Origin of the sequence: Streptomyces monashensis (assembly GCF_001866665.1) — a bacterium.
Classification (GTDB): Bacteria; Actinomycetota; Actinomycetes; order Streptomycetales; family Streptomycetaceae; genus Streptomyces; species Streptomyces monashensis.
Genome location: NZ_MLYO01000009.1, coordinates 250,959 through 274,256 on the forward strand (window position 1 = coordinate 250,959; position 23,298 = coordinate 274,256).

Genomic DNA, 23,298 nt, shown 5'->3' on the forward strand with positions numbered 1-23,298 from the left:
GACAGCCCTGCGACCGGGAGGCGATGTGCGTCCTCCCGGCCGGACACCAGGCCCCTGTCGCGCGGATCTTCACTCGTGGGCGCGCCCGGTGTGACATGGCTGGCCCCGGCAGCCGGCTACCACTGCCGCCACGGTCACACCAGCACCACCCGCCCCGACCCCGGCCGCATCCCCAACACCTACGTCCGCGAAGACCACGTTCTGCCACATCTGCCAGCCCTGCGCCTCCGCCTCACCAGCCGTCTGGATCCTCCCGGGTCGGCGTGCGTGAGCCGTGACGCGGTGCAACCCACACCCGCCCAGGCGATCGCCCACCTCCGCAGCGAGGAGATCATCCTGACCTACGACCCAGCGGCCAGGACCCTGACCGCGAACACACCCCAGGCAGAAAAGATCACCATCAGCTGACCAAAGCCCAGCGAAAATCCGGCGAAGGCAGAGAAGCCGAACCGAAACGACGAACACCCGCCCCGGCCGGGAGCCGAAAGCGGGTGCCAATACCCCCTGCCCAAGAACAGGGCATCGTGGGGCAACTCTGTGTCCGAGGGGGGACTTGAACCCCCACGCCCGATAAAGGGCACTAGCACCTCAAGCTAGCGCGTCTGCCATTCCGCCACCCGGACTAGGTGTCTGCCGCCTTTCCGGGGGTGTTCCCCGCGGCGACATGGACAACAATACCAAGGTTTCGGAGTGCCTTTCACCTGCGTATCCGTGCCCTGGATGGCGGCCCGGGGCGCCGGGCCGCCGAGATCGTCGACGGTATACAGAACGCGACATTCCGTGTACATGGTGCGATGAATCAGGGCATGAGCTGGTACTCCGGGAAGTTCCCGGGCGGCCGCTCCCCCGCCGGACCCTGGGTGACGGCGCACACCAGGAGGTCGCCGCCGACGAAGGAGCCGCGCCAGGAGGCGCCGAAGCCGCCGAACAGTTCGTCGCGGTCGCCCCGGGAGCGGGGCACTCCGTGCCCGGTCCTGAAGGCGCGGATCTGCGGGGCGAGCCGGTCGTAGAGGGTCCGGTCGTCCGTGGCGAGGGCGGCGACCAGCGCCCCGTTGGACGCGTTCATGGCGGCCAGCAGCTCGGCCTCGGTGTCGACGAGGACGATCGTGTCCACCGGCCCGAAGGGTTCCGCGTGGTGCAGTGGGGAGGAGGGTGGCGGATTGAGGAGAGCCATCGGGTGGACGCACGCCGTCGTGTCCTGTCCGGGCAGGAAGCGCGCCGGGTCGGGGCGTCCGCGGTACGGCGCCTCGGTCCACGGCCTCCGCGACCTGGTCGGTGAGTTCTTTGGCCTTGGCCGCGTGGATCAGGGGGCCGAAGTCGAGGTCCGGGAGCGGGTCGGCGGGGGCCGCGACGGCGAGGGGGTGACGACGCGCACGGCTCGGACCGCCGGGAGGTAGGCGGCGAGGAACGCGTCGAAGAGGGAGCGCTGGACGACGAAGCGCGGGTAAGCGGTACAGCGCCGTTTTCCATGGTCGAAGAGCTTGGGGATCACGGCGGCGAGCCGGTCCCAGCCGGAGAAGTCCCAGATGCCTCAGGTGTTCAGGCCCTCCTGTACCAGGATGTGCCGTTCGCCGAGGTCGGCGACGACGGTGGCGACGACGGCACCGGTGTCGCGGCCGCCGACGAAGGACACACAGCCGATGTCCGGCGCCCGCACCAGTGCCTGGCTCAGCTCCCGGCGCTGCCGCCGAGCAGGGTGAGGGGCACCCCCTCGCGGGCGGCCAGCGCCGAGGCGAGGGCGAGGCAGGCCACGCCGCCCTCGGTCGGGGTCTTGGCGATCACGGCGTTTCCGGCCACGGCCTGTACGAGGACGGCGTGCACGAGCACGCTCATCGGGTGGTTGCAGCTGGCGATGTCGGAGACCGGCCCGTCCAGCGCGGACCCTCGTCTTCGGCATCGTCGTCCTGGGGCTGGCCCAGTTCGGTGTCATCTGGGCCGGTGGCATCAGGAACGGGTGGCTCTTCCTGTTCTTCGCGTTCCTCTCCGGCTTCGGCGGCGGCGCCTTCTACCCGCTGTTCGCCGCCCTCACCCCGGACTACTTCGGGGAGAACTACAACGCCACCAACTACGGGCTGGTGTACAGCGGCAAGCTGGTCAGCGGCCTGTTCTGCGGCGGCCTGGGCTCCATGGTGGTCGACGCCTGGGGCTGCAACGGCGCCTACGCGCTGGCCGGCGGTGTCTCCATGATGGCGGCGGCGATCGCGCTGCTGCTGCGCCAGCCGGGCCGGGACGGCAGGACGGCGGCCGTCACCGCACCGGAGGTCCAGCCGGCGTCCTGAGCGGTACCCGTGCCTGAGCGGTACCCGCCTGAGCGATGTCCGCGCCTGAGCAATACCCGTGGTGGCTCCCCCTCTACGATCTGCACACCGATCACCGGAGGGGGAACACCGCATGCACACCACGCCGTCGGCCACGACGGCCGGGCAGCCCGAGGAGAACGGGCGGGCCGAGGGCACCGGGGAGGCCGGGGAGACCGGGCGCCGCGTCACCACCCTGGAACTCTTCTTCGACCTGGTCTTCGTCTTCACGCTCACCCAGCTGACCGTGCTGCTCGCGCACGACCTGTCGTTCGCCACGGCCGGCCGGGTGGCACTGATCCTGGTCGTTCTGTTCTGGATGTACGGCGCCTACGCCTACCTCACCAACCAGGTGCCGCCCGACCGGCCGTCGCGGCGGCTGCTTCTCATGTGCGGCATGGCCGCGTTCCTGGTGTGCGCGCTCGCCATCCCGCGGGTGTTCCAGGACACCGGTGTGGTCTTCGGTGCAGGCTTCCTGCTCGTGGTCGTCGTCCACACCGTCCTGTACACGCGCAGCCATGGCTGGGACTCCATCTGGTACGGCGTCACCAACGCGCTCGCGGCTCTGTCGGTGACCGCCGCCGGGCTGGTCGACGGAGTCGCGGCGGACGGGTTGTGGCTGCTCGCGATCGCCTTGCAGTTCGTGACGCCGTTCGTCGCCGAGCGCGGGCCGGGTCGCAGGGACGGACGCGGTACGGCGGTGCTGCGCGAGCAGCTCGGGGCCCTGGATCCGGCGCACTTCGTGGAGCGGCACGGCCTGTTGCTGATCATCGCGTTCGGCGAGTCCGTCATCTCCATCGGGGTCGGCATCGGTGATCTCCCGCTCACCCCGGGCCTGTTGACGGGTGCCTTCCTGGCGCTCGCGCTGTCGGCCGCGCTGTGGTGGACGTACTTCGTGCGCGACGAGGAGGCCGCCGAGGCCGCGTTCCGGGCGACCCCGCCGCCCGCCCGCTGGCGGCTGGCGATGAACGCCTACTACTACGCCTTCCTGCCGATGCTGCTGGGCATCGCCTGTCTCTCGGCGGGCATCAAGACCACCCTCGGGTATCTCACCCAACACCCGCACTGGGGGCCCGCGTTGGCACTCGCGGGCGGGGTGGCGCTGTTCCTCGCGGGCGACGCCGCGTTCCGGACGACCCTCGGACTGCGTCCCGTCCGCCACCGCGCCGCCACCGCCCCGCTGGCCCTGGCCACGGCAGCAGTCGGCGTCCGCATGCCCGCCTACGGCGAACTCCTGCTGCTGGTGGCCGTGTTGGTCGCCATGCTGGCGATCGAGGCCCGCTGGTGCGCCCGGACCGCGGGCACCAGCCGGTCTCGGGATACGGCAGGCGCAGGGGGATGACGCTCGTCGAGCGCGGGGGAGGCGGGCGCAGGGAGCTACGGTGGCCGCTTCAGGACTCGTTGCGGTGGTGGTACGAGTGCCGGGTGTGCTCGGTGTGCTCGCGCATCAGCCGGCCTGCCTTCTGCTCGTCGCGCTCCTTGATGGCGAAGACGAGGTCGGAGTGCTCGGACCAGGAGGTGCCGCCGCGCATCTTGGCGACGGGGGTGTAGTACCAGCGGACCCGGCGGTCGACCTGTGCGGCGAGCTCGGCGAGGACCACGTTGCCGGCCAGCTCCATGACCTTGGCGTGGAAGGCCGCGTTCAGCGCCACGGCACGGGTCACGTCGTTCTTGGCGACCGCCGTCCGGCCCTCCTTCACGATCTCGAAGAGGGCCTCGACGCCCTTCGCGTCGGAGTTCAGGGCCGCCAGCCGGGCCGCCTCCGCCTCCAGCAGGGTGCGGACCGTGAGCAGTTGGTCGGCCTCCTCCTCGGTCGGCTCGTGCACGAACGCGCCCTGCGCGGGCCGCAGATCGACCCAGCCCTCCGTGTTGAGCCGTTGCAACGCCTCGCGGACCGGCTGCCGGGAGACCCCGAGATGTCCGGCCAGCTCGTTTTCGACCAGATGTTGGCCGGGCTGCAGGACGCGGGTGGTGATCAGCTCCAGCAGGGCCTCGTAGACGCGCTCGCGCAGCGGGCCGGGGCGATCCAGCCTGGGCACGCTCCCCTGCGGCAGTCCGGTCGACAACATCACGGTCCCCCTCCTGGGCAGGTCTGGCGCGTGGGCGCTGGACGCCGCTCAGTATCGATTGTCTTTTGTCTACAGTCTACGATGCACAAAATCCAGGCCTGTTGCATACAGTTTCCGGCCCACTGCATACAGTCCCCCGCTCACTGCATACACTTCCGGCCGCTCGCGCACAGGCCTGCCTGTCGCATCCCACCTCACCCGGTCACGGGCAGCGTACGACCTGCCCGGCGTACGACAGGTTGCCGCCGAAGCCGAACAGCAGCACCGGATCGCCGCCGGTCAGCTCTCCCCGCTCGACGAGCTTGGACAGGGCGAGCGGGATGCTGGCCGCCGAGGTGTTGCCGGATTCGGTGACATCGCGGGCGATCACCGCGTTGACGGCACCGAGTTTCTCGGCGAGCGGTTCGATGATGCGCAGGTTGGCCTGGTGCAGGACGACCCCGGCGAGGTCCTCCGGAGCGACCCCGGCCTTTTCGCAGGCCTGGCGGGCGATGGCGGGCAGCCGGGTGGTGGCCCAGCGGTAGACGCTCTGCCCCTCCTGCGCGAACCGCGGCGGCGTGCCCTCGATCCGCACCGCGTGCCCCATCTCGGGCACCGACCCCCACAGCACCGGCCCGATCCCCGCCTCCTCTCCTGGCCGGCACGCCTCGACCACGGCGGCCCCCGCCCCGTCGCCGACCAGGACGCAGGTGCTGCGGTCGGTCCAGTCGGTGACGTCGGACATCTTCTCGGCACCGATGACCAGCGCCCGGGTGGCCGCGCCGGCCCGGACGGCGTGGTCCGCCGTGGCCAGCGCGTGGGTGAACCCGGCGCACACCACGTTCACGTCCATCGCCGCCGGCTGCGGGATGCCGAGCCGGGCCGCGACCCGGGCTGCGGTGTTCGGGGAACGGTCGACCGCCGTGGAGGTGGCGACGAGTACCAGGTCAATGTCGCCGGGGGCCAGCCCTGCGGCGGCGAGGGCCTTGGCGGCGGCGTGCGCGGCCAGCTCGTCCACCGGCTCGTCGGCGCCTGCGATGTGCCGGGTCCGGATGCCGACCCGGCTGCGGATCCACTCGTCGCTCGTGTCGACCATGCCCGCCAGGTCCTCGTTGGTGAGCACCCTGGCGGGCTGGTAGTGACCGATGGCGGCGATGCGCGAGCCGTTCATGGCGGAGATCCCCTTGATGCCGTGCGGGTAGCGGGATCCACCAGTCTGAACAGTGACTCACGGGTACGACGGCAGGTGAGGCCACAGGATTCGGGCGTCCGAGTTGTCGGCTTCCCTCAGGCCCTCGGACACCCGGGCATCCGTCCCGGACCCTCAGCCCGTGAACAGCTGCGTCGCCTTCTGCACGAGCTCGTACACCCCGTAGCCCAGGGGCACTGCCACCCACAGCCAGGCGAGGACGATCAGACCCCTGCGGCTAGGCGGGCTGCTGTCGCTGGTCATCCGCGGCCTCCCTCGGAGCGGGGACATGGTGGTGCCGGACATGGACGGGACGGACGAGTTCGTTGGCGACGAACCCGAGGACGAGCAGGCCGATCATGATGCCGAACGAGAGCGTGTACAGCGACGCACCGTGCTTGCCCGCCTCCTTCTGCCGGTCGGCGATCCAGTTGACGATCAGCGGCCCGAGCACACCCGCGGTGGACCAGGCGGTGAGCAGCCTGCCGTGGATGGCGCCGACCTGGTACGTCCCGAAGAGATCCTTCAGATACGCGGGTACGGTCGCGAAGCCGCCGCCGTAGAAGGAGAGGACGACGAGGGCGCACAGCACGAACAGCGGCTTCGCCGAATCCCCGAACAACGCGATGAGCAGGTACATCAACGCCCCGACACCGAGGTAGACGCGGTAGATGTTCTTGCGGCCGATCCGGTCGGAGGCCGACGACCAGCCGATCCGGCCCGCCATGTTGGCCGCCGACAGCAGCGCGACAAAGCCGGCCGCCGCCGAAGCCGAGACCGGGGTGGAACTGTCCGCGAAGAAGTCCGTGATCATCGGAGCGGCCTTCTCCAGGATGCCGATGCCGGCGGTCACGTTCGTGCACAGCACGACCCACAACAGCCAGAACTGCGGCGTGCGCACCGCGCTGCGGGCCGACACCCGCACACCGTCGGCGTCGCCGGGTCCGCTCGCGCCCGCGACCGGGGTGTCCGCGCCGGGCACCCGGACGAGGAGGACGCCGAGCGCCATGAAGACGGCGTACGACAGACCGTGTACCAGGAACGCGAGGGCGATGCCGTCGTTGTCCGTGCCGAAGGACGAGAGCATCTGCGCCGACCAGGGCGAGGCGATCAGCGCGCCGCCGCCGAAGCCCATGATGGCGATGCCGGTGGCCATGCCCGGCCGGTCCGGGAACCACTTGATCAGGGTGGACACGGGCGAGATGTAGCCGATGCCGAGTCCTATCCCGCCGACGAAGCCGTAGCCGAGGACGATCAGCCAGTACTGCTTCGTCTGGGCGCCGAGCGCGGAGATCAGGAAGCCGGAGGAGAAGCAGACGAGGGCCACCGTCATCGCCCAGCGCGGCCCGTTGCGCTCGACGAGCGTGCCGCCGAACGCGGCCGACAGCCCGAGCATCACGATCGCGAGCTGGAAGGGCAGGGCGCTCTGGGTGCCGTCGAGGTGCAGGGCGGACTCGAGGGGCGGCTTGAACACGCTCCAGGCATAGGCCTGGCCGATGGAGAGGTGGACCGAGAGGGCGGCGGGCGGAACGAGCCAGCGGCTCCAGCCCGGAGGTGCGAGAGGGGGGCTGCTCATGCACGCGGACGGTAGGGCCGGGGGCGGGAGTTGAGAAGGGTGCGGTCGACCGTATGCGGTGAACGGTATGCGGGATGCGTCCAACGGTCGACCGTCGACATGACGTCGACCGGTAGGTGGCGGGCGAGGAGCCCGGCCCCCTCACGCGACGTGCGTACGTGAAGCCCACGGCCGACGCCGCGCGTCGTTGCGGTCGCCTTGAAAGGCAGCTTGTGGTCACGCGGCCGTGTGGTGGGCCGACGGCAGTGAATTCGACGGATAGGGGCCGGGGCCTGTCCGGACGGCGGGGAGTGGGACCGGACAGGCCCCGGTGGACATGGGGAGGGCCGGGGGCACTACACCGCGAGCCAGGCTGCCTGGTCCGGGGCCAGGTGACCGTCCGCGACGGGTTCGCTGGTCAGCAGGACGCGGGTGTGGTCGGGGAGTGGGTACGGCTCGGCGGAGAGGTTGACCACGCAGACGAAGCCGGGTTCGCGGCGGAAGGCGAGGACTGCGGTGGGGGCGTCGAGCCAGGTGAGGGTGCCGTCACCTAGTGCCGGCTGCTCGCGGCGTATGCGCAGGGCGCTGCGGTAGAGCTCCAGCATCGAGGACGCGTCCCCGGTCTGTGCCGTCACGCTCCGCTCGGCCCAGTCGGCGGGCTGGGGCAGCCAGGGTGCGGCCTGTGTGCCCTCGGGGCTGAAGCCGTACGGTGCAGCGTGCCCGGACCAGGGAAGGGGGACCCGGCAGCCGTCGCGACCGCGCTCGGTGTGGCCGGAGCGTTCCCAGACGGGGTCCTGGAGCACGGACTCGGGCAGGTCCTCGACCTCGGGCAGGCCGAGTTCCTCGCCCTGGTAGATGTAGGCGCCGCCGGGCAGGGCGAGCATGAGCAGGGCGGCGGCGCGGGCGCGTCGGGTGCCCAGTTCGAGGTTCGCGGGGCCGTCGGGCCGGTAGACCTCGTTGGCCAGCCATTTCCTGGCAGCTTTGCGACCGTAGCGGCTGGGGTGGCGTACGACGTCGTGGTTGGACATGACCCAGGTGGCCGGGGCGCCGACCGAGCCGAGCATCGCGAGTGTGTCGTCGATGACCGCGCGCAGTTCCTTGGGGTTCCAGTCGGTCATGAGGAAGTCGAAGTTGAAGGCGGTGTGCAGGCCGTCGGGGCGGACGTAGGCGGCGAGCCGCTCGGGTGTGTCCGCCCATGCCTCGGCGACGAAGGAGCGGTCGCCGGGGAACTCGTCGGCCACCTTGCGCCAGGCGCGGAAGATGTCGTGGACCTCGTCGCGGTCCCAGTGGGGGTGGTCGACGTGCTGCCGGGGGCCGTCCTCTTCCCGGGTACGGGGCGGCAGATCGGGCAGTTCCGGGTGCTTGATCAACCCGTGGGCGACGTCGATGCGGAACCCGTCCACGCCCCGGCCGAACCAGAACCGCAGGACCGATTCGAACTCGGCCCGCACCTCGGGGTGTTGCCAGTTGAGGTCGGGCTGTTCGGGCGCGAACAGGTGGAGGTACCACTCGCCGTCGGGCAGGCGGGTCCAGGCGGGGCCGCCGAAGCAGGAGACCCAGTTGTTGGGCGGCTCGGCGCCGTCGGGGCCGCGGCCGGGGCGGAAGACGTAGCGCTCGCGCTCCGCGCTGCCGGGTCCGGCCGCGAGTGCGGCCCGGAACCAGGCGTGCCGGTCGGAGGTGTGGTTGGGCACGATGTCGGGGATGACGCGGATCCCGTGCTCGTGCGCCTCCTCGATGAGCCGCTCGGCCTCGGTCACGGTGCCGAAGACCGGGTCGATCTCGCGGAAGTCGGCCACGTCGTAACCGTGGTCCGCCATCGGGGACTTGTACCACGGATTGATCCAGATGGCGTCCACGCCGAGTGACCTGAGGTACGGCAGACGGGAGCGGAGGCCGGCGATGTCGCCGACGCCGTCACCGTTCCCGTCGGCGAAGCTGCGGATGTAGACCTGGTAGATGACGGCGCTGCGCCACCAGGGTGCGGCGGTGGATGACACGGTTGTCTTGCTCCTCGGGAGTCGGTGGGGAGAGGGCGTCTACTTCGCCGCGCCGGCGGTGAGTCCGGCGACGATGCGGCGCTGGAAGAGCAGCACCATGACCACCAGCGGGATCGTGACCAGGACGCCGGCGGCCATCTGGCTGCCGAACGGGGTCTCGTACGTCGTGGCGCCGGTGAACTTGGAGATGGCGACCGGTGCGGTCTGCATGTTCGGCCGGTTGGTCATCGACAGGGCGATGAGGAACTCGTTCCAGGCGGCGATGAACGTGATGATCGCGGTGGTGAAGATGCCGGGCGCGGCGAGCGGGATGATGACCTTGCGGAACGCCTGGCCGCGGGTGCAGCCGTCGACCATGGCGGCGTGCTCCAGTTCGTCGGGCATCTGCCGGAAGAACGTGGTCAGGTTCCACACCGCCAGCGGCAGTGCGAAGGACATGCTGGGCACGATCATGGACTGGTAGGTGTTGATCCAGCCGATGTCGGTGAACAGCTTCAGAAGCGGGACCACGATCGAGACCACCGGGAACATCGAGGTGGCGATGATGAGGGTCAGGATCAGCCGCTTGAAGCGGAACTCCAGCCGGGCCATGGCGTAGGCGGTGAACGTGGCCAGCAGCAGGGCCAGCGCGGTGGTGATGCCGGCGACGACCAGGCTGTTCAGCAGAGCGCGGGCGAAGCCCTGGGCGGGGTCGAAGACCGCCCGGTAGTTCTCGAACGACACCGGAGCGGGAAGCAGCGAGGTGTCGAAGATGTCCGAGGTGCGGCGGAGGCTGGAGACCAGCATCCAGTAGAACGGGGCCAGGCAGTAGGCCACGACCGCGACGACGCCCGCGTACAGCAGTCCGGTGCGCCATCTCGCCGTGATGGTGGTCGTCATGCGGTCACCTCCGTACGGCGCGCGAGGGGCATCCGCCGGCGCCTGCTGTTCTGTGCGCCCCTGCCCCCGTCCGCGACGAGGTCCGCGCCGAGCAGCCGCACGAAGGCCAGTGCGACGAGGAAGACGTAGAGGAAGAGGAGCACCGCGTAGGCGGAGGCCGGGCCGAAGCGGACGTTGGACGCCTCGTTCTGCGCGAGCATGGACAGGGTTTCCACGGAGTTCTTCTGCGCGCCGATGAGGATGTACGGCAGGTCGAACATCCGCAGCGCGTCCATGCAGCGGAACAGCATCGCCACCAGCAGCGCGGGCTTCACCAGCGGCAGCGTGATGTGCCAGAACTGCCGCAGGGCGCCGGACCCGTCGATGCGGGCGGCCTCGTAGACCTCCTTCGGGATCACCTGGAGGCCGGCGAGGACCAGCAGCCCGATGAACGGGGCGGTCTTCCACACCTCGGCGACGATGACGGCGACCTTGGCGTGGAAGCCTTCGGTGGTCCACAGGATCTGACGGCCGATCAGGGCGTTGGCGATGCCGTCGCTGTTGAAGATCCATCGCCACAGCAGGCCGGAGATCGCCGTGGGCACCGCCCAGGGGACGAGGATGCCGGCCCGAACCAGGGCGCGGCCCCGGAACGCCCTGTGCATGATCAGGGCCATGGCCACACCGATCACCGTCTCCAGTCCGACGGTGACGACGGCGAAGAAGGTGGTGTTCCAGAAGGCGTTCCAGAACCGATCTGCGGCCGCGCCGAAGATGTCGGCGTAGTTCTTCAGCCCGACGAACGGCTCGCTGGAGCTGATGAATCCGGTCTTCGGGTCCAGGCCCTTGGGCCCGTACAGCGACTCGTTCAACGCCATGAGCGTCGGGTAGAGAACGACGATGGACAGCACCAGCAGCGTCGGGGACACCAGCAGCGCCGCCATTCGCGCCGAACCGGCGGTCGCCCTGGTCCGCCGGCGGGGCCGCCGCGCGCGTTGCGCCGGCGCCGGAGGGGGTCCGGTGCGGCCGTCGGCGGCGACGGCTTCGGGCGGGATCTCGGTCTTGGCCATGGCTCCGCTCCTCACTGAGCCGTGCACTTCTGCAGATCCTGCTGCAGGTCCTTCAGCGCCTGCGCACTGGTCTTGGTGCCGGTCAGGGCGGCGTACGCCTCCTGCTGGACCGCCGAGGTCACGTCGCCGTACTGCACGACGCGCGGGCGCGGCACGGCGTGCAGGATCGACTGCTTGAGGACGGGCAGGTACGGGTACTGCTTGATGAGCCTCGGGTCGTCGTACAGGGAGGCATACGGCGGGGCGAGGGAGGCGTCCTTGAGGAAGGTGGCCGTGGTGTCCTGACTGGTCATGAACGTGATGAAGTCAAGGGCCGTCGCCTTGTTCCTGGCGTAGGACGACACGGCCATGTTGTGGCCGCCCAGGCTGGAGGAGCCGGGCGCGTCGAGGCCGGGCAGCGGTGCGACCGCGTACGTGCCCGCGATGCCGCTCTTGGCGGCCAGGGCGTACGCATAGGGCCAGTTGCGCAGGAAGACCAGCTTGCCGGACTGGAACGCCTGGCGACCGTCCTCCTCCTGGTAGGTGATGGCCTCCTTGGGAATCGTGCCGTCCTTGACGGAGCCGACGAGGAAGTCCAGCCCGTTCTTCGCCGCCGGGGTGTCGACGTCCGGCCTGCCGTTCGCGTCGGTGACGGTGCCGCCGGCCGAGTTCACGGCCTCGGAGAAGTTCACCGTCAGGCCCTCGTACTTCTGCAACTGCCCGGCGTAGCACGACATGCCCTTGGCCTCGGGCAGCTTCTTCACCTTCGCGCAGTCGGCCTTCATCTGTGCCCATGTGGTCGGCGGCCCGCCGATACCGGCCTTCTTCAGCAGGTCGGTGCGGTAGTACAGCATTCCGCCGTCGGAGCTGGCCGGGGCCGCGTACAGGCCGCCGCGGTACTTGGCCGTCTCCACCACCGGCTTGAGCATCCGGCTGAGCGGGAACCGCTGCTCGGGCAGCTTGTCGATCCACTGGTGGGCGGCGAACTCCGAGGTCCACACGACGTCGAGGGAGAGCACCGTGTAGGCGTCGGACTTCGTCTCCGCGTTCTGGATCATCTGCTGACGCTGGGCGTCCGCGTCCGTGGGCAGCTGGATGAAGGTGACCTTCTCCTTCGGGTGCAGCGTGTTCCAGCGGTCGATCGTCGGCTGGACGGTACCGGTGGTGTCCTTGCCGGCCACGTACGTGATGGGGCCGCGCCCTTCGAAGGACGTCGTGGCGCTCTGCCCGGAGCCGCTGCCGCCGGAGGAGCCGCAGGCGGTGATCAGGAGCCCGCCGACGGCGAGCACGGCCGAACACTGAACCGCTCTGGTGGTGGTCTTGGACGTCTTTGTCTTCACTGTGTCTCCTGGCGGGGCCTGGTCGTGCGGAACCGAGGTCGCGGCTGGTTTCCCTGTAGGGCGCTCGCTGCCGAGACGGCTCTGAGATGACTCTGTTGTGAGACTGCGTTGTCACGACCCACATGGATCAACATCGCAGGTCGAAGCACCGAATATCGGCTTGAACGAAATGCTTCGACGTCGTCGAGACAACGCTTGCACGCTAGGGGGGCGTTTTCCGGAAGTCAATGCGTTACGTCGCGGTAACGCAGCGGGCACCGGAACCGATGGCGTGCACACTTATCCCGTTCACCCTGGACATACGCTGTGACAGCGCTGTCATCCGAGACCGGGAACGAGACGTCGCCTGTGCTACCGTCCGCTCATGCCGCCAGCTCAGCGCCACCCCACGATGGCCGACGTGGCCGAACGGGCCGGGGTCTCCACATCCACCGTCTCGCGCACCCTGCGGGGCCTGTCCACCGTCTCGCCGGAGGTACGCGCCCGCGTCGAGGAGGCCGCGCGCGAGCTGAACTTCGCCGTGTCACGGCAGGCTGCAAGCCTTGTCACCGGCAGGACCGGGAACGTGGCCGTGCTCGTCCCCACGCTCAACGCGTGGTTCATGGGGGCTGCCCTGTCCAGCCTGGCCCCGCTGCTCCGGGCGGCGGGCATGGAACTCAACGTGTACGTGATACCCGACATGGCCGAGCGCACCTCCTTCTTCGAACGCCTCCCGGCCCGGCGCAACGCGGACGCGTTGCTGGTGTTCTCCTTCGACCTCACCGACGAGGAGACCGCGCGGCTGGACGGCCTCGGCATGCCCGTCATCTACGTCAGTCAGCACGTGGACGGGCGACCCAGCGTCTACGTCGACGACGTGGCAGGCGCCCTGCACGGCACCCGCCACCTGCTCAACCTCGGCCACCGCCGGGTCGCCTTCGTCCAGAGCGTGGGCGCCAGCGGCTTCTCCTTCAGCTCCAACGAGCGGCTCCTCGGCTACCGGCAGGCACTCACCGAAGCGGGCGTCCCCCTCGACGAGGACCTGGCGGTCGCCGCCCCGGTCGGCGACAAACGAAGGACCGCTGAGGCGGTCGGAAAGCTGCTGAGCCTGCGCGAGCCGCCCACCGCGATCTTCGCCGAACAGGACGAGCTCGCGGTCGCGGTCATCAGGACCCTGCGCACGACGCAGATCGCGGTGCCGGAACGCATCTCCGTCCTCGGCTTCGACGACCAGCCGATCGCCGACTGGTTCGACCTGTCCACGGTGGCCCAGTCCCCCTCGGACATCGGCCGTGCGGCCGGCGAACTCGCCCTGAGACTCATCGACGACTCCGAGGCGGAACACGAGAGGCACGTCGTCCTGCCCACGCATGTGATCCCGCGAACCACCACCGCGCCGGCCCCTCGTCCGCAGGACGAGCAGGATGCCCGCGGTGAGTCGCCGCACAGGTGACGGTCCGGGCGGCAGCACCGGTACCCGTCAGAGGTGCCGATCCCCCTCGGGGGTGCCCGCCACGGCTCGACCGGGCCGAGCACGTCACCCGAACCCGACAGACCCGGGCCGCCCGCCTCGGCCGGGCCGCCGAGAGCTGCGCGGGCCAGCGATGCCCGGGATACGTCCCGCGCGAGGAGATGCAGGACGACTGAGTGGTGCCGGTTCCGGCGGAAGGGGCCGGGGTGCAGCCGGCACTCGGTCTCAGCCGGACGCCGGTCCGGGAACATCCGCGGATCCGTCTGGACCTGTATGCCGGGGACGCTGCCGACCACGCCGCCGAAGTCGAGCGGTCGGTGTCCCCGGGGCCCGGCCCGTCGACGGGGATCTTCGTCCGGATCTCCATCCGTCGCTACGTCAGTTGCTCGAGTGCGGCCGCACTCGTGCCGCACGGACCCTTGCCGGGGCTGATTCCATACTGCCTGGCACGCGTCATTCGTCGTCGCACCTCTCCAAGACCAGGCCTACGGAGCCTTCTTCGAGCCCGTTGTTCTCCTCCAGGTGGAGATGAGCACCGTCCGGCGTGCCGTCCTGGGCGAGCGTGAGGAGGTGGCCTGCCAGCGTCTTCAGCCCGGCGGCGTTTGCCTCGATAACGATCTCTCCGCCCAGGTTGCGGACCTCGATGCGCGCGCCCTCCTCCCACGTGAAGACTCTGGTGGCTCCATCGGTCATCGCACTCACATGAGTGGTCGTTGACGGAGCAGCGCTGGGTTCACGGGCCATACCTCAAGCATCTCGTACCCAGAACAAGCTGCGACGGCGAGATCTGTACGGCGAGACATGGGTGACGACTTCTCCGTCCCGAAGCAACGTGGGCGGGGGCTCGCTCCTGCTTTGGGCGGTCGCGTCTCCCGCCTGCGTTGACGGTCCGCAGACGTCCGCGCTCGTCCGCCGCTGCGCGTCGGCGTTGTCACGCAGTTACTGACCTTGCTGGCGTGATGTCTTGGGGGTCGACAAGCTGTGGTTGTCGCAGTAGGCCGGTCATACGAGGTATCCGCAAGGGGGCGGGCTGACCGCGGAGCGACGGGCGTTTCGCGAGCACATCCGGATGCAGGCGGCCGAGTTATTCGCCCTGGAACACGACAATGCCGCTATCGCCAAGCAGTTACGTGTCAGCGTGCGGTCGGCCCAGCGGTGGCAGCAGGCATGGGCGCGCGGCGGAGCACCGGCCCCGGAGTCGAAGGGGCAGGCGTCCGGGCCCAAGCTGAGTGAGGCGCTGTTCGCGGTGCTCGAGCAGGAGTTGGCCAGAGGGCCGGTAGCACATGGCTGGCCGGACCAGACCTGGACGCTGGCGCGGATCAAGACGCTGATCGGGCGCAGGTTCCACAAGAGCACGACGCTGTCGGCGATCGCGCAGATGCTGCACCGGCACGGCTTCAGCCATCAGGTCCCCGCGCGCCGCGCGACCGAGCGCAACGAGGAAGGTGTCACCGGGTGGGTGAAGGAGACATGGCCACAGGTGGAAACGCCGTGGCGGCGCTCGGGGCCTGGCTGTGCTTCGAAGACGAGGCCGGCTTCTCGATGACGCCGCCCACCTCCGCACGTGGGCCAGGCGCGGACACACACCCCTCATCCGGGTCCGGGGGCGCTCCCAGCGTCGCTTCTCCATCGCCGCTCTGGCCTGCTACAAGCAGGGTGAACGCTCACGCCTGATCTACCGGCCCAAACGGCACGTCGACCACAAGCGGGGCGGCAGACGCAGTTTCACCTGGACCGAATACCGCAACCTGCTCATCACCGCCCACCAGCAGCTCGGCGCACCGATCGTGCTCGTGTGGGACAACCTGAATGCCCACCGAGACCGCCGGCTGTGGGAGTTCATCAACACCCACGACTGGATCACCTGCCACTCTCTGCCGGCCCACACGCCCGGCCTCAACCCCGTCGAGGGCATCTGGTCACTGCTGCGACGCAGCAGCCAGGCCAACACCGCCTTCACCCACCCCGACCACCTCATGAGCGTGCTTCGACACGGCCTCCGTCAGATCCAGTACCGCAGCAACCTCATCGACGGATGTCTCGCCGAAACCGGCCTCACCTTGACGACATCACGGCAACAACGTCCGTAGACACTCACCGCTCAACGGCCGCGTATGGGCAGGTACGTTGCCAGTGCCTACGTCTATGGTCTCAAGCGCGCGGTCGGCTTCCGGGGGTTCCAGCTCTGAAGGGAATGGTTGCATCCCCGATCTGTCCGGGGGCGGCCCGGAGATTCGTCCGGGACCTATCCGACGGGGGGCTTCGTCGATGGCCAAGAGGCGACCTGCCAGCGCCGGCCGCGCACAACCTCTCTCACGTGGGCGTGGCGGGCGCGCTTTCCAACTGTGATGGTGCACCTGGGCGCCTCGGATAGGGCGGTTCACCTGCGTTCAGGGGCGGTTGGCCGTGGGCGCGGCGATCGCACTCGGTCTCGCCTGAACTGCCGTGAACGGCGCTGAATGAGACGGAAACTGGGACGGAAGCGTGCCCAAGCTCCAGGCTTCAGGGCCTGAGCCGGTTCTGTTGGGGGTCGAAGCAGACCAGACCCATTGATTCCGCAAGGGTCGCCGCGTAGGCGGAGGCTTCCTCAGCCATGCTCCAGCGCATCGGGAAGTAGACGAGCGGGCCGCTTGCCTCTCCGATCAACGGCCCCGTCGACCAAGGGGAGGTTTCCTCCTCGTCCTCGGTCAGGTCACACCACCGGTCCAGGAGCGCGGCGACGTAGGCCGCTATGCGCTTGGTCGGAGGATGCTCCTCCTCCGTGTCGACGTAACGGTCATAGAGGTCCGTGAAGGCGCGTCCGGCCGCCTTGTCGTCCGCCGGGCGCTCGCCCTCCCACACAGCCAAGTCGTAGGTCATGCCGGGAGGCTCTCACACCGCACTGACAGGCCGGCCTTGCCGGTGAAACAGGCAGGGCAGGTGCCGACGGACGATCTCCCACGGAGAGCGCAGTCAGCTTGGGAAGCTGCGGTCATTTGGGGTTGGTTCGGGTGCTGATCTGGGAAATCGGCCGCCGTGTGGCCTGATCGGGCCCGGTTGCTTTCACCGGGGTTCCCCGCTGTTCCCCGCTCGATCTGGTGCGGTTGTGGTGCAGAGGCGCTGCGCTTTGCTCCTGCACTGCGGCGGTCCAGGGGCGCCGGCCGAGCAGCCCGCGGGCGGACCTCGCACCTCAGCGCGGTCAGTAGCCGAAGAAGTGCAGGGCTGGGTCTCTGACCTGCGGTCGCGTAAGCGATCAACGCTGCGACCTGCGACTTAGCTGTCGGTGGTTGTCAGCAGTTGTTCTTTGCTGAGCGTCCTTCGGCGGCCCCGAGACGGCCCGAAGCCGCCTGAGCGTGCTGAGGCTGCGGTGCGAGCGGCGTTCGCTGGGCGTAGGCTCGGCTCGCTTCGTCGGAGGCTGGGGGCGCGTGGGGTCAACACTCGGTGTCAGTGCGTTTTTGATCGTCGTGTTCACGCTGGGATTCTTGGTCTTCACCGGGAGGATCAAGCCGGACTCGTGGAAGAGGGGTTCTCCAACGTTCCAGCGGACGTTTCCCAAGCTGTGGGGAGGGCTGGCCATGGCGATGTGTGGATATGGGGCATTCCTGATGCTTTTGGACGCCCTCGACCACCACACGTAGGCCCGTTGAGGGTCTTTCGCTGCGGTCGATCAAGCGGCCGACAGTTGGGCACGCGGTCGGCGTAGCGACTTTGGCCGGAAGTTTCAATGACCCAGTCAAGCGCCGCCGCGCTCGGATCCTGGAGCGCTAGTCTGGAAGATCGCGCATGCGGACCGGGCCTGAGCTGGCACTTCGCTGACCTGCGGTTCCTCGGACCGCTCTCCGGTGTTCCCCACTGCTCCCCGCCGCTCACCGCTCGATCAGGCACGCGGGGGACACGGCCGGGACTCCCTGTCCGCTGCCATGCGGTCTACGGCTCGCCCCATGCGGGGACGCACATCATGCTGTGCGCCGGCACGACGGGTTCACCTGGTAGCGGATCGATTCCACGGACCCGTACGGCGACGATATCGGCGGGGATGGGGGATCGGGTCGGGAGTGGCATCAAACGCCACCTGAAGGCCTCTGGGACGTCTTTGGCGGGCAGTTCCGCCATGGCGAGACTGACCCACCGGCCGTAGGTCGTGGGGTATATGCGAATCAAGGCGCCGCATGCGGGGCAAACTGGCGGCTCGATCCAAGTCACGTCATCGGGGTCGGGCTCGGGTCTGGGGGCGGCCTTGGCGCCGTCGGCCTCGGCCATCTCGTTGGCGAGGGTGTTCCAACAGCCCTCGCAGTAGCACGCCATGAGCCCGATCCGCCCGCGCTCGCGTACGGAGCCGCCAGCCTCTCCGCAGCGAAGGCATACGGACTGGCCACCATCCAGTGTCGCCCCCATGTGTTCGAGTGTGAGCGGATCCGGGCGGGTCCTAGTAGGTCGCGATTTAGCCTCATTTGGCGATCACGTGCCGGCGGGCTCGGTGGTACCTCGATGGCTGTGCCGAGACTCCACCGGCCTGCCCGCTCGATGCGCACTACGGGCTGAACGGTCGCTGAGGTCTGCTCGGCAGGTCAGTCGGTCGTCCGGGCCCGGTGGCGGACGATCACGGTTGCTGTGGTTGCTGTACTTTCCTGCTGTACTGCGCAGCCTGCGACTTGGGGGAGGAAGCGTGCGAGCGCTGGGTATCTTCTTCATCTTCCTGCCTTGCCTGGCAATCATTTGCTTCATTTGCTTCGCCGCGTTCCGTGCCCAGAACCAGAAGGTCTCGAAGATCTTCGCCTACGGATGTCTGTCCGTCGGTACGGCATTCGCGACCGTCCCCGCTGGGTTCATCCTCCTCCGGGTTGCCTGGGCACTGTTCACATAAAGTGCGAATCGTGCTGGGCTCATCAGGCTGGCGGCCGGACTGAACGAACGGGGGTGGTGCGGATGCTGGTTGCCCAGTGGATGCCGCGAAACGGGGAGCACACCGGACCCATCTCGACCGGGCCTGCCGTGGTCCTACTCGTCATAGGCGGCCTGGTCATCGTGACAACTGGTGCGGTGGCCGCTCTGTCGCGGCGTCAGCGCAGTTCTGGAGGCCCGACCGGCTGGCTGTTCGGGCTCGGGATGAGCATGTGCGTTCTGGGCGGGTTCGCGCTGCTGATCCGCAATGCCTAGCCAGCCCCCACTTCCTCAAGCCACCACTCACCCCAGCTCCCATCCCGTCCGCCGTCGACCCACACCGTGGAGCGGGCGTGGTTCCTGGCGTCCGGATGGAGCGCGCCACTGTACGAACGACTGTGAGGATTCACCGCGGCGCTGCTCGGCAGGCCTGACCCACCGAACGATTGACGCTTCGAGCTGCCCTCTCCAGGAATCGTCGGCCGGCTGGGCGGCGCCGCTCTGCACGCGGCCGGTCGAGCGCCTGTGACCTCATAGGAGCTCGTCCAAAGGTCCCACCACAGTCTTGTCCAGCCGCCCGACCGGCCCGTGCGATCCCTCGCGCATCGCACGGAAGGACGGCAAGACACAGCATGGCAGACCAGATCGTGGTGGTCGGCGGCGTGGACACCCACACCGACTTCCACCAGGCAGCGGTGATCGACTACATCGGCCGACGCCTTGCCACCGCACCGTTCCCCACGACTCCCGACGGCTACCGGCGCCTGTTGGAGTGGATGCGCTCGCACGGTGATGTGCTCGCCGTCGGGGTCGAAGGGACTGGCGCCTACGGCTCCGAGCTCGCCCGCTTCCTTCGGGCGAACGAGGTCACCATCGTCGACGTTGACCGCCCCGACCGCAAGGCCCGGCGGGCCAACGGCAAGTCCGACCCCGTCGACGCCTACGCGGCCGCGACCGCCGTCCTGTCCGGCCGCGCCAACGGCCGGCCGAAAACCCGCGACGGCATCGTGGAGGCCATCCGATCCCTGCGGGTCGTCCGGCGTTCGGCCATCAAAGCCCGCACCCAGACGATCAACCAGATCCGCACGCTCATCGCCAGGCGAACTCAGTTGCTTTGGGTACTCCACAGCGCCGCCCACGGACTCACGGGTCACCGAACGGCAACGAGCCCCCTCCCCACCAGGAAAGGGGGCACGCGGGGCCAGGCAGTCGCGTACAGACCTGGAATGAACCCCAGACCCACTCCACCTCGGAGACGATGTCTTGATCTTGTCTAGGGCCCGGCAGCGGCGTCCGAGAGGCCACTGGCGGCGCCGACGGACGAGAGCTCGAAGTGCCAGCCGCAACAGCCAACGCCGCAGCCACCTCCTCCTCGCTCAGCCCCGCCAGGGCCTCAATCACCCGATCGAGTGCCTCGCTCACGTCAGTGCGCGTGACCACTCGAAGCGGGCGCCTGACCTGCGTTCTTGACCGTCAGAGGCGGCAGCTTCTTGCCGGTCGGGCCGATTTGTATCCGAGTGTCCATCTGGGGTCAGACAGCGCAGTCGAAGGTCGGGTGCCAGTTGCTACATTTGCCGAGGTGTTGCTTCCACCGGCACGGCGGCCCGTACGACGGCCGCCGCCTCGAAAGCGTCGACCGGGGCGGTGCCCTCAGCGCCGTCCTCGCCCCCGAGCGGGCCGTCGGCTGCGTGGTCTACGCGGCAACCGAGCTCCCCTCACCCGGAGTCGTACGGCACTTGGAGGGCACGCGGTTCTCCATCGGCGAGCCCGACCGGAGCGTCTCCGCGCGCTGCACGGACCTCAGCGAGGCAATGCGGACCGGCGGACTGAAGTGCCCGGCGGAGGAGGACCTGCGCGGCGACATCTGGGCGAAGCTGCTCGGGAACATCTCCTTCAACCCGATCAGCGCCCTGGCCCGCGCCACCATGCGGCAGATGTGCCTGCACGGCGGCACCCCCCCCGGGTGATCGAGACGATGATGCGCGAGACGCTGTCCGTCGCCGAGGCGCAGGGCTGCACTGTGGCCGTGTCGGTCGAGCGCCGGCTCGCGGGCGCCGAACGCGTCGGCGACCACCGCACCTCCACCCTCCAGGACCTTGGGCGCGGCAAGCCGCTGGAACTGGACGTGCTGCTCGCGGCCGTGATCGAACTCGCGGAGGTCACCGGCGTGGAGGTCCCCACGCTGCGCACCGTGCACGCCATATCGGACCTGCTCGCCCTGAGGAGCGCGGCACGAGGGACACGGGGACACTACAGACATCACAGACACGGCAGACATGGCAGACACGGCAGTACGAGGTGAAGCCGGACCGTTTCGGCCCGGACGCGGCCCGGCTGAACGAGGAGCCGAGGGTCGGCAACGACCTGTACGTACGCGACTACGACAAGTGCATCCCGCGCTACAAGTGCGTCGACGCCTGCGGCGACCAGCGGCAGAACAGCTTCGCGATCGCGGTCGCCGGGCGCGGTTTCGACGCGCGGATCGCCGTCGAGCACGACGCACCGCTGACCGACTCGGCCTGTGTGTACGGCAGGGACTGCGCCGAGGTGTGCCCGACCCGCGCCCTCGCGCCGCGTGCCGAGTTCGACATGCGGGCGGCCGGCACCTGGGACGAGGCACGGCAGACCGATACGTCCACGGTGTGTGCGTACTGCGGAGTGGGCTGCACCCTCACCCTCCATGTGCAGGACAATGAGATCGTGAAGGTCACCTCACCGCACGACAATCCGGTGACCCACGGCAATCTCTGCATCAAGGGCCGTTTCGGCTACCAGCACGTACAGAACCGGGGCTGATCAGGACATGGGACGAGTCACGGAACGACGCAAGGTGCTCCGCATCCGGGACGGGGCGGTCTCCACCCGGCCGGACACACTCGTCGCCGAGGAACCCCTGGAGATCCGGCTGAACGGAAAGCCTCTCGCGATCACCATGCGCACGCCGGGCGACGACTTCGCGCTGGCGGCTGGGTTCCTGGTGAGCGAAGGTGTACTGGCTACCGCATACGATCTACAGAACATCGTCTACTGCGCGGGGGCGACTGCAGACGGTTCCAACACCTACAACGTCGTGGACGTGCGGACCGCCCCGGACGTGGCGCTGCCGGACTTCACCCTGGAACGGAACGTCTACACCTCCTCCTCGTGCGGCCTGTGCGGCAAGGCCAGCCTCGACGCCGTCCGTACGACCGCGCGATTCCCGATCGCCGACACTCCCCCGGTCCGGGTCACCCCCGAGCTGCTGGCGAGCCTCCCCGACCGGCTGCGGGCGGCCCAGCGGGTGTTCGACCGGACCGGGGGCCTGCACGCGGCGGCCCTGTTCACCGAGGACGGCGAGCTGCTGGACATACGGGAGGACGTGGGCCGCCACAACGCCGTGGACAAGCTGGTCGGACGAGCGCTCCAGAACGGCGAGCTGCCCCTGTCACGGACGATCCTGCTCGTGTCCGGGCGGGCTTCGTTCGAGCTGGCGCAGAAGGCGGTGATGGCGGGCATCCCGGTGCTGGCGGCCGTGTCGGCGCCGTCCTCGCTGGCGGTGGACCTGGCCGCCGAGACGGGGCTGACCCTGGTGGGTTTCCTGCGGGGCAGCTCGATGAACGTGTACGCGGGCGAGGACCGCATCGCCCTACGAGCGGCGGCCGCCCAGGGCTGAGGCCGACTCCCCGCGGCACGGCGGCGGGGGCCCCGCCGGCAGGGAGCGCCCCCCCCCGGCGCCGCGGGACCCCGCCTCAGCCGCGACCCGACGCCGCCGCGGCCTTGGCGAACTCGGTGATCAGGGGTGACGTGCGGCCGGCCGCCCAGGCCAGCAGCACCTGGTCCGGTTCGGCGTCGGTGACCGGTACGTAGCTGATGTCCGGGCGGGAGTACTGCTCGGCGATCGAGTGCGGGACGAGTGTGATGCCGCTGCCGGCGGCCACGCACTCGAACTTCTCCTCGACGGTGCGCACGGGTATGTCGCCCGGCCCGGGAAGCGCATAGCGCAGCCACGTCTCGCCGTCGAGGTCGGCCAGGGACAGTTCCGGCTTTCCGTCGAGGCGGTGTCCGGCCGGGAGCATCACCACACGGGACTCGGTGTACAGGAGCCGCAGTTCGAGGCCCTCCTCGCGCAGCGGAGCGCGCACGCAGGCGATGTCGAGGGTGCCGTCGAGGACGAGCCGTTCCTGGTCGTCCCATTCGAGGCGGCAGGCGCTGGTCTCGACGTCCGGGTGCGCGGCGCGGAAGGCACGCAGGGCGTGGGTGACGGCGATGCCGGCGCGGAAGCCGACGACGAACCGGCGGGGCTCGTCGGCGGCCCGGCGCACGCGGTGTCGGGCGCCGTCGGCCGCGGCCAGCAACTGGTGTGCCTCCTCACCAAGTTGGCGCCCCGCGTCGGTCAACGTCACGCCGTGGCTGTCGCGCAGAAACAGCTCGACGCCCAAGTCCCTTTCCAGCGCTCTGATCTGACGGCTCAGCACCGGTTGGGGGATGTGCAGTCGCTCGGCGGCGCGGCCGAAGTGGAGCAGTTCGGCGACCGCGACGAAGTAACGGACCTTGCGCAGGTCCAGGTCCATGACCACCCCTCTCGTAGGCACGCTCACGTACCAGCGGTGATGTCTTCAGGGTATCGCCGCGGGCGGAAGAGGTCTTGGACGTACACCCGCGTACGACCACAGGCT

General features: G+C 69.2%; 19 protein-coding genes, 1 tRNA gene and 4 pseudogenes. 10 read left to right on the forward strand and 14 right to left on the reverse strand.

The features are described 5' to 3' along the window. The first annotated feature begins 75 nt into the window (after positions 1 to 75). The gene (locus BIV23_RS02470) at positions 76 to 408 is read left to right on the forward strand and encodes a hypothetical protein (RefSeq protein WP_071379022.1); all 333 of its coding nucleotides are present in this window, start codon (positions 76 to 78) and stop codon (positions 406 to 408) included. Between the two features lie 130 nt (positions 409 to 538). Here the strand turns inward: BIV23_RS02470 and BIV23_RS02475 are convergent. Next, positions 539 to 623: transfer RNA gene (locus BIV23_RS02475), tRNA-Leu, on the reverse strand. Between the two features lie 176 nt (positions 624 to 799). After that, positions 800 to 1,875 (reverse strand): annotated as a pseudogene (locus BIV23_RS53495) (aldehyde dehydrogenase family protein); the annotation flags it as partial. Positions 1,876 to 1,880: 5 nt separating this feature from the next. Here BIV23_RS53495 and BIV23_RS45580 point away from each other — a divergent pair. Both BIV23_RS45580 and BIV23_RS02490 read left to right on the forward strand, forming a co-directional pair. Continuing rightward, positions 1,881 to 2,279 (forward strand): annotated as a pseudogene (locus BIV23_RS45580) (MFS transporter); the annotation flags it as partial. Between the two features lie 112 nt (positions 2,280 to 2,391). Further along, positions 2,392 to 3,639: a low temperature requirement protein A gene (locus tag BIV23_RS02490; protein ID WP_079172893.1), complete on the forward strand. Its 1,248-nt coding sequence runs from the start codon at positions 2,392 to 2,394 to the stop codon at positions 3,637 to 3,639. 49 nt (positions 3,640 to 3,688) lie between these two features. Here the strand turns inward: BIV23_RS02490 and BIV23_RS02495 are convergent, their stop codons facing one another. The 8 genes from BIV23_RS02495 to BIV23_RS02525 all read right to left on the reverse strand — a co-directional run bounded on the left by BIV23_RS02495 (position 3,689) and on the right by BIV23_RS02525 (position 12,333). Further along, positions 3,689 to 4,366, reverse strand: coding sequence for a GntR family transcriptional regulator (locus BIV23_RS02495; protein ID WP_071379024.1), 678 nt, complete (start codon positions 4,364 to 4,366; stop codon positions 3,689 to 3,691). A 202-nt stretch (positions 4,367 to 4,568) separates the two neighbouring features. After that, a complete protein-coding gene (locus BIV23_RS02500) occupies positions 4,569 to 5,516 on the reverse strand; it encodes a beta-ketoacyl-ACP synthase III (protein WP_071379025.1) in 948 nt (315 codons plus the stop codon). Positions 5,517 to 5,669: 153 nt separating this feature from the next. Continuing rightward, positions 5,670 to 5,798: an MFS transporter small subunit gene (locus BIV23_RS53100; protein ID WP_256255804.1), complete on the reverse strand. Its 129-nt coding sequence runs from the start codon at positions 5,796 to 5,798 to the stop codon at positions 5,670 to 5,672. Then, the gene (locus tag BIV23_RS02505) at positions 5,773 to 7,110 is read right to left on the reverse strand and encodes an OFA family MFS transporter (protein WP_071379026.1); all 1,338 of its coding nucleotides are present in this window, start codon (positions 7,108 to 7,110) and stop codon (positions 5,773 to 5,775) included. The genes BIV23_RS53100 and BIV23_RS02505 overlap by 26 nt, the downstream gene beginning before the upstream one ends. 335 nt (positions 7,111 to 7,445) lie before the next feature. After that, a complete protein-coding gene (locus tag BIV23_RS02510; protein ID WP_071379027.1) occupies positions 7,446 to 9,086 on the reverse strand; it encodes a glycoside hydrolase family 13 protein in 1,641 nt (546 codons plus the stop codon). Between the two features lie 39 nt (positions 9,087 to 9,125). Next, the gene (locus tag BIV23_RS02515) at positions 9,126 to 9,965 is read right to left on the reverse strand and encodes a carbohydrate ABC transporter permease (protein WP_071379028.1); all 840 of its coding nucleotides are present in this window, start codon (positions 9,963 to 9,965) and stop codon (positions 9,126 to 9,128) included. Beyond that, positions 9,962 to 11,014: a carbohydrate ABC transporter permease gene (locus tag BIV23_RS02520; RefSeq protein ID WP_071379029.1), complete on the reverse strand. Its 1,053-nt coding sequence runs from the start codon at positions 11,012 to 11,014 to the stop codon at positions 9,962 to 9,964. Before BIV23_RS02520 ends, BIV23_RS02515 begins: the two co-directional genes overlap by 4 nt. Before the next feature lie 11 nt (positions 11,015 to 11,025). Then, positions 11,026 to 12,333: an ABC transporter substrate-binding protein gene (locus BIV23_RS02525; protein ID WP_071379030.1), complete on the reverse strand. Its 1,308-nt coding sequence runs from the start codon at positions 12,331 to 12,333 to the stop codon at positions 11,026 to 11,028. A gap of 391 nt (positions 12,334 to 12,724) precedes the next feature. On the opposite strand from BIV23_RS02525, the gene BIV23_RS02530 reads away from it, so the two are divergent. Next, positions 12,725 to 13,765 carry a LacI family DNA-binding transcriptional regulator gene (locus tag BIV23_RS02530; RefSeq protein ID WP_071379031.1) on the forward strand — a complete coding sequence of 347 codons (1,041 nt, stop codon included), beginning with the start codon at positions 12,725 to 12,727 and terminating at the stop codon, positions 13,763 to 13,765. A 471-nt stretch (positions 13,766 to 14,236) separates the two neighbouring features. Here the strand turns inward: BIV23_RS02530 and BIV23_RS02535 are convergent, their stop codons facing one another. Continuing rightward, positions 14,237 to 14,476, reverse strand: coding sequence for an Imm32 family immunity protein (locus BIV23_RS02535; protein WP_071379032.1), 240 nt, complete (start codon positions 14,474 to 14,476; stop codon positions 14,237 to 14,239). A gap of 337 nt (positions 14,477 to 14,813) precedes the next feature. Here BIV23_RS02535 and BIV23_RS53815 point away from each other — a divergent pair. Further along, positions 14,814 to 15,873 (forward strand): IS630 family transposase gene (locus BIV23_RS53815; RefSeq protein ID WP_425443455.1). Its coding sequence is split into 2 segments (ribosomal slippage): positions 14,814 to 15,263 and positions 15,265 to 15,873, totalling 1,059 coding nucleotides; the frame shifts between segments, so codons are not numbered across the junction. Between the two features lie 412 nt (positions 15,874 to 16,285). Here the strand turns inward: BIV23_RS53815 and BIV23_RS02550 are convergent. Then, positions 16,286 to 16,642 (reverse strand): hypothetical protein, encoded by a 357-nt coding sequence (locus BIV23_RS02550; RefSeq protein WP_071379034.1) that lies wholly within the window; start codon positions 16,640 to 16,642, stop codon positions 16,286 to 16,288. 1,047 nt (positions 16,643 to 17,689) lie between these two features. Then, positions 17,690 to 18,157, reverse strand: a complete 468-nt coding sequence (locus BIV23_RS51490; protein ID WP_342746343.1) for a DUF6083 domain-containing protein — start codon at positions 18,155 to 18,157, stop codon at positions 17,690 to 17,692. A 531-nt stretch (positions 18,158 to 18,688) separates the two neighbouring features. On the opposite strand from BIV23_RS51490, the gene BIV23_RS02570 reads away from it, so the two are divergent. The 5 genes and pseudogenes from BIV23_RS02570 (at position 18,689) to fdhD (ending at position 22,295) form a co-directional block, all read left to right on the forward strand. Further along, positions 18,689 to 18,919, forward strand: coding sequence for a hypothetical protein (locus BIV23_RS02570; protein WP_143079039.1), 231 nt, complete (start codon positions 18,689 to 18,691; stop codon positions 18,917 to 18,919). 356 nt (positions 18,920 to 19,275) lie between these two features. After that, positions 19,276 to 19,920 (forward strand): IS110 family transposase, encoded by a 645-nt coding sequence (locus BIV23_RS02575; RefSeq protein WP_245790311.1) that lies wholly within the window; start codon positions 19,276 to 19,278, stop codon positions 19,918 to 19,920. A 303-nt stretch (positions 19,921 to 20,223) separates the two neighbouring features. Further along, a pseudogene (locus tag BIV23_RS02580) lies at positions 20,224 to 20,945 on the forward strand (2-dehydropantoate 2-reductase); the annotation flags it as partial. Further along, a pseudogene (locus BIV23_RS02585) lies at positions 20,936 to 21,439 on the forward strand (2Fe-2S iron-sulfur cluster-binding protein); the annotation flags it as partial. The pseudogenes BIV23_RS02580 and BIV23_RS02585, both read left to right, overlap by 10 nt. A 7-nt stretch (positions 21,440 to 21,446) precedes the next feature. Further along, positions 21,447 to 22,295, forward strand: a complete 849-nt coding sequence (gene fdhD / locus BIV23_RS02590; protein ID WP_071379038.1) for a formate dehydrogenase accessory sulfurtransferase FdhD — start codon at positions 21,447 to 21,449, stop codon at positions 22,293 to 22,295. Between the two features lie 76 nt (positions 22,296 to 22,371). Here fdhD and BIV23_RS02595 read toward each other — a convergent pair whose 3' ends face one another. After that, a complete protein-coding gene (locus BIV23_RS02595; RefSeq protein ID WP_071379039.1) occupies positions 22,372 to 23,193 on the reverse strand; it encodes a LysR family transcriptional regulator in 822 nt (273 codons plus the stop codon). Between the last annotated feature and the right edge of the window lie 105 nt (positions 23,194 to 23,298).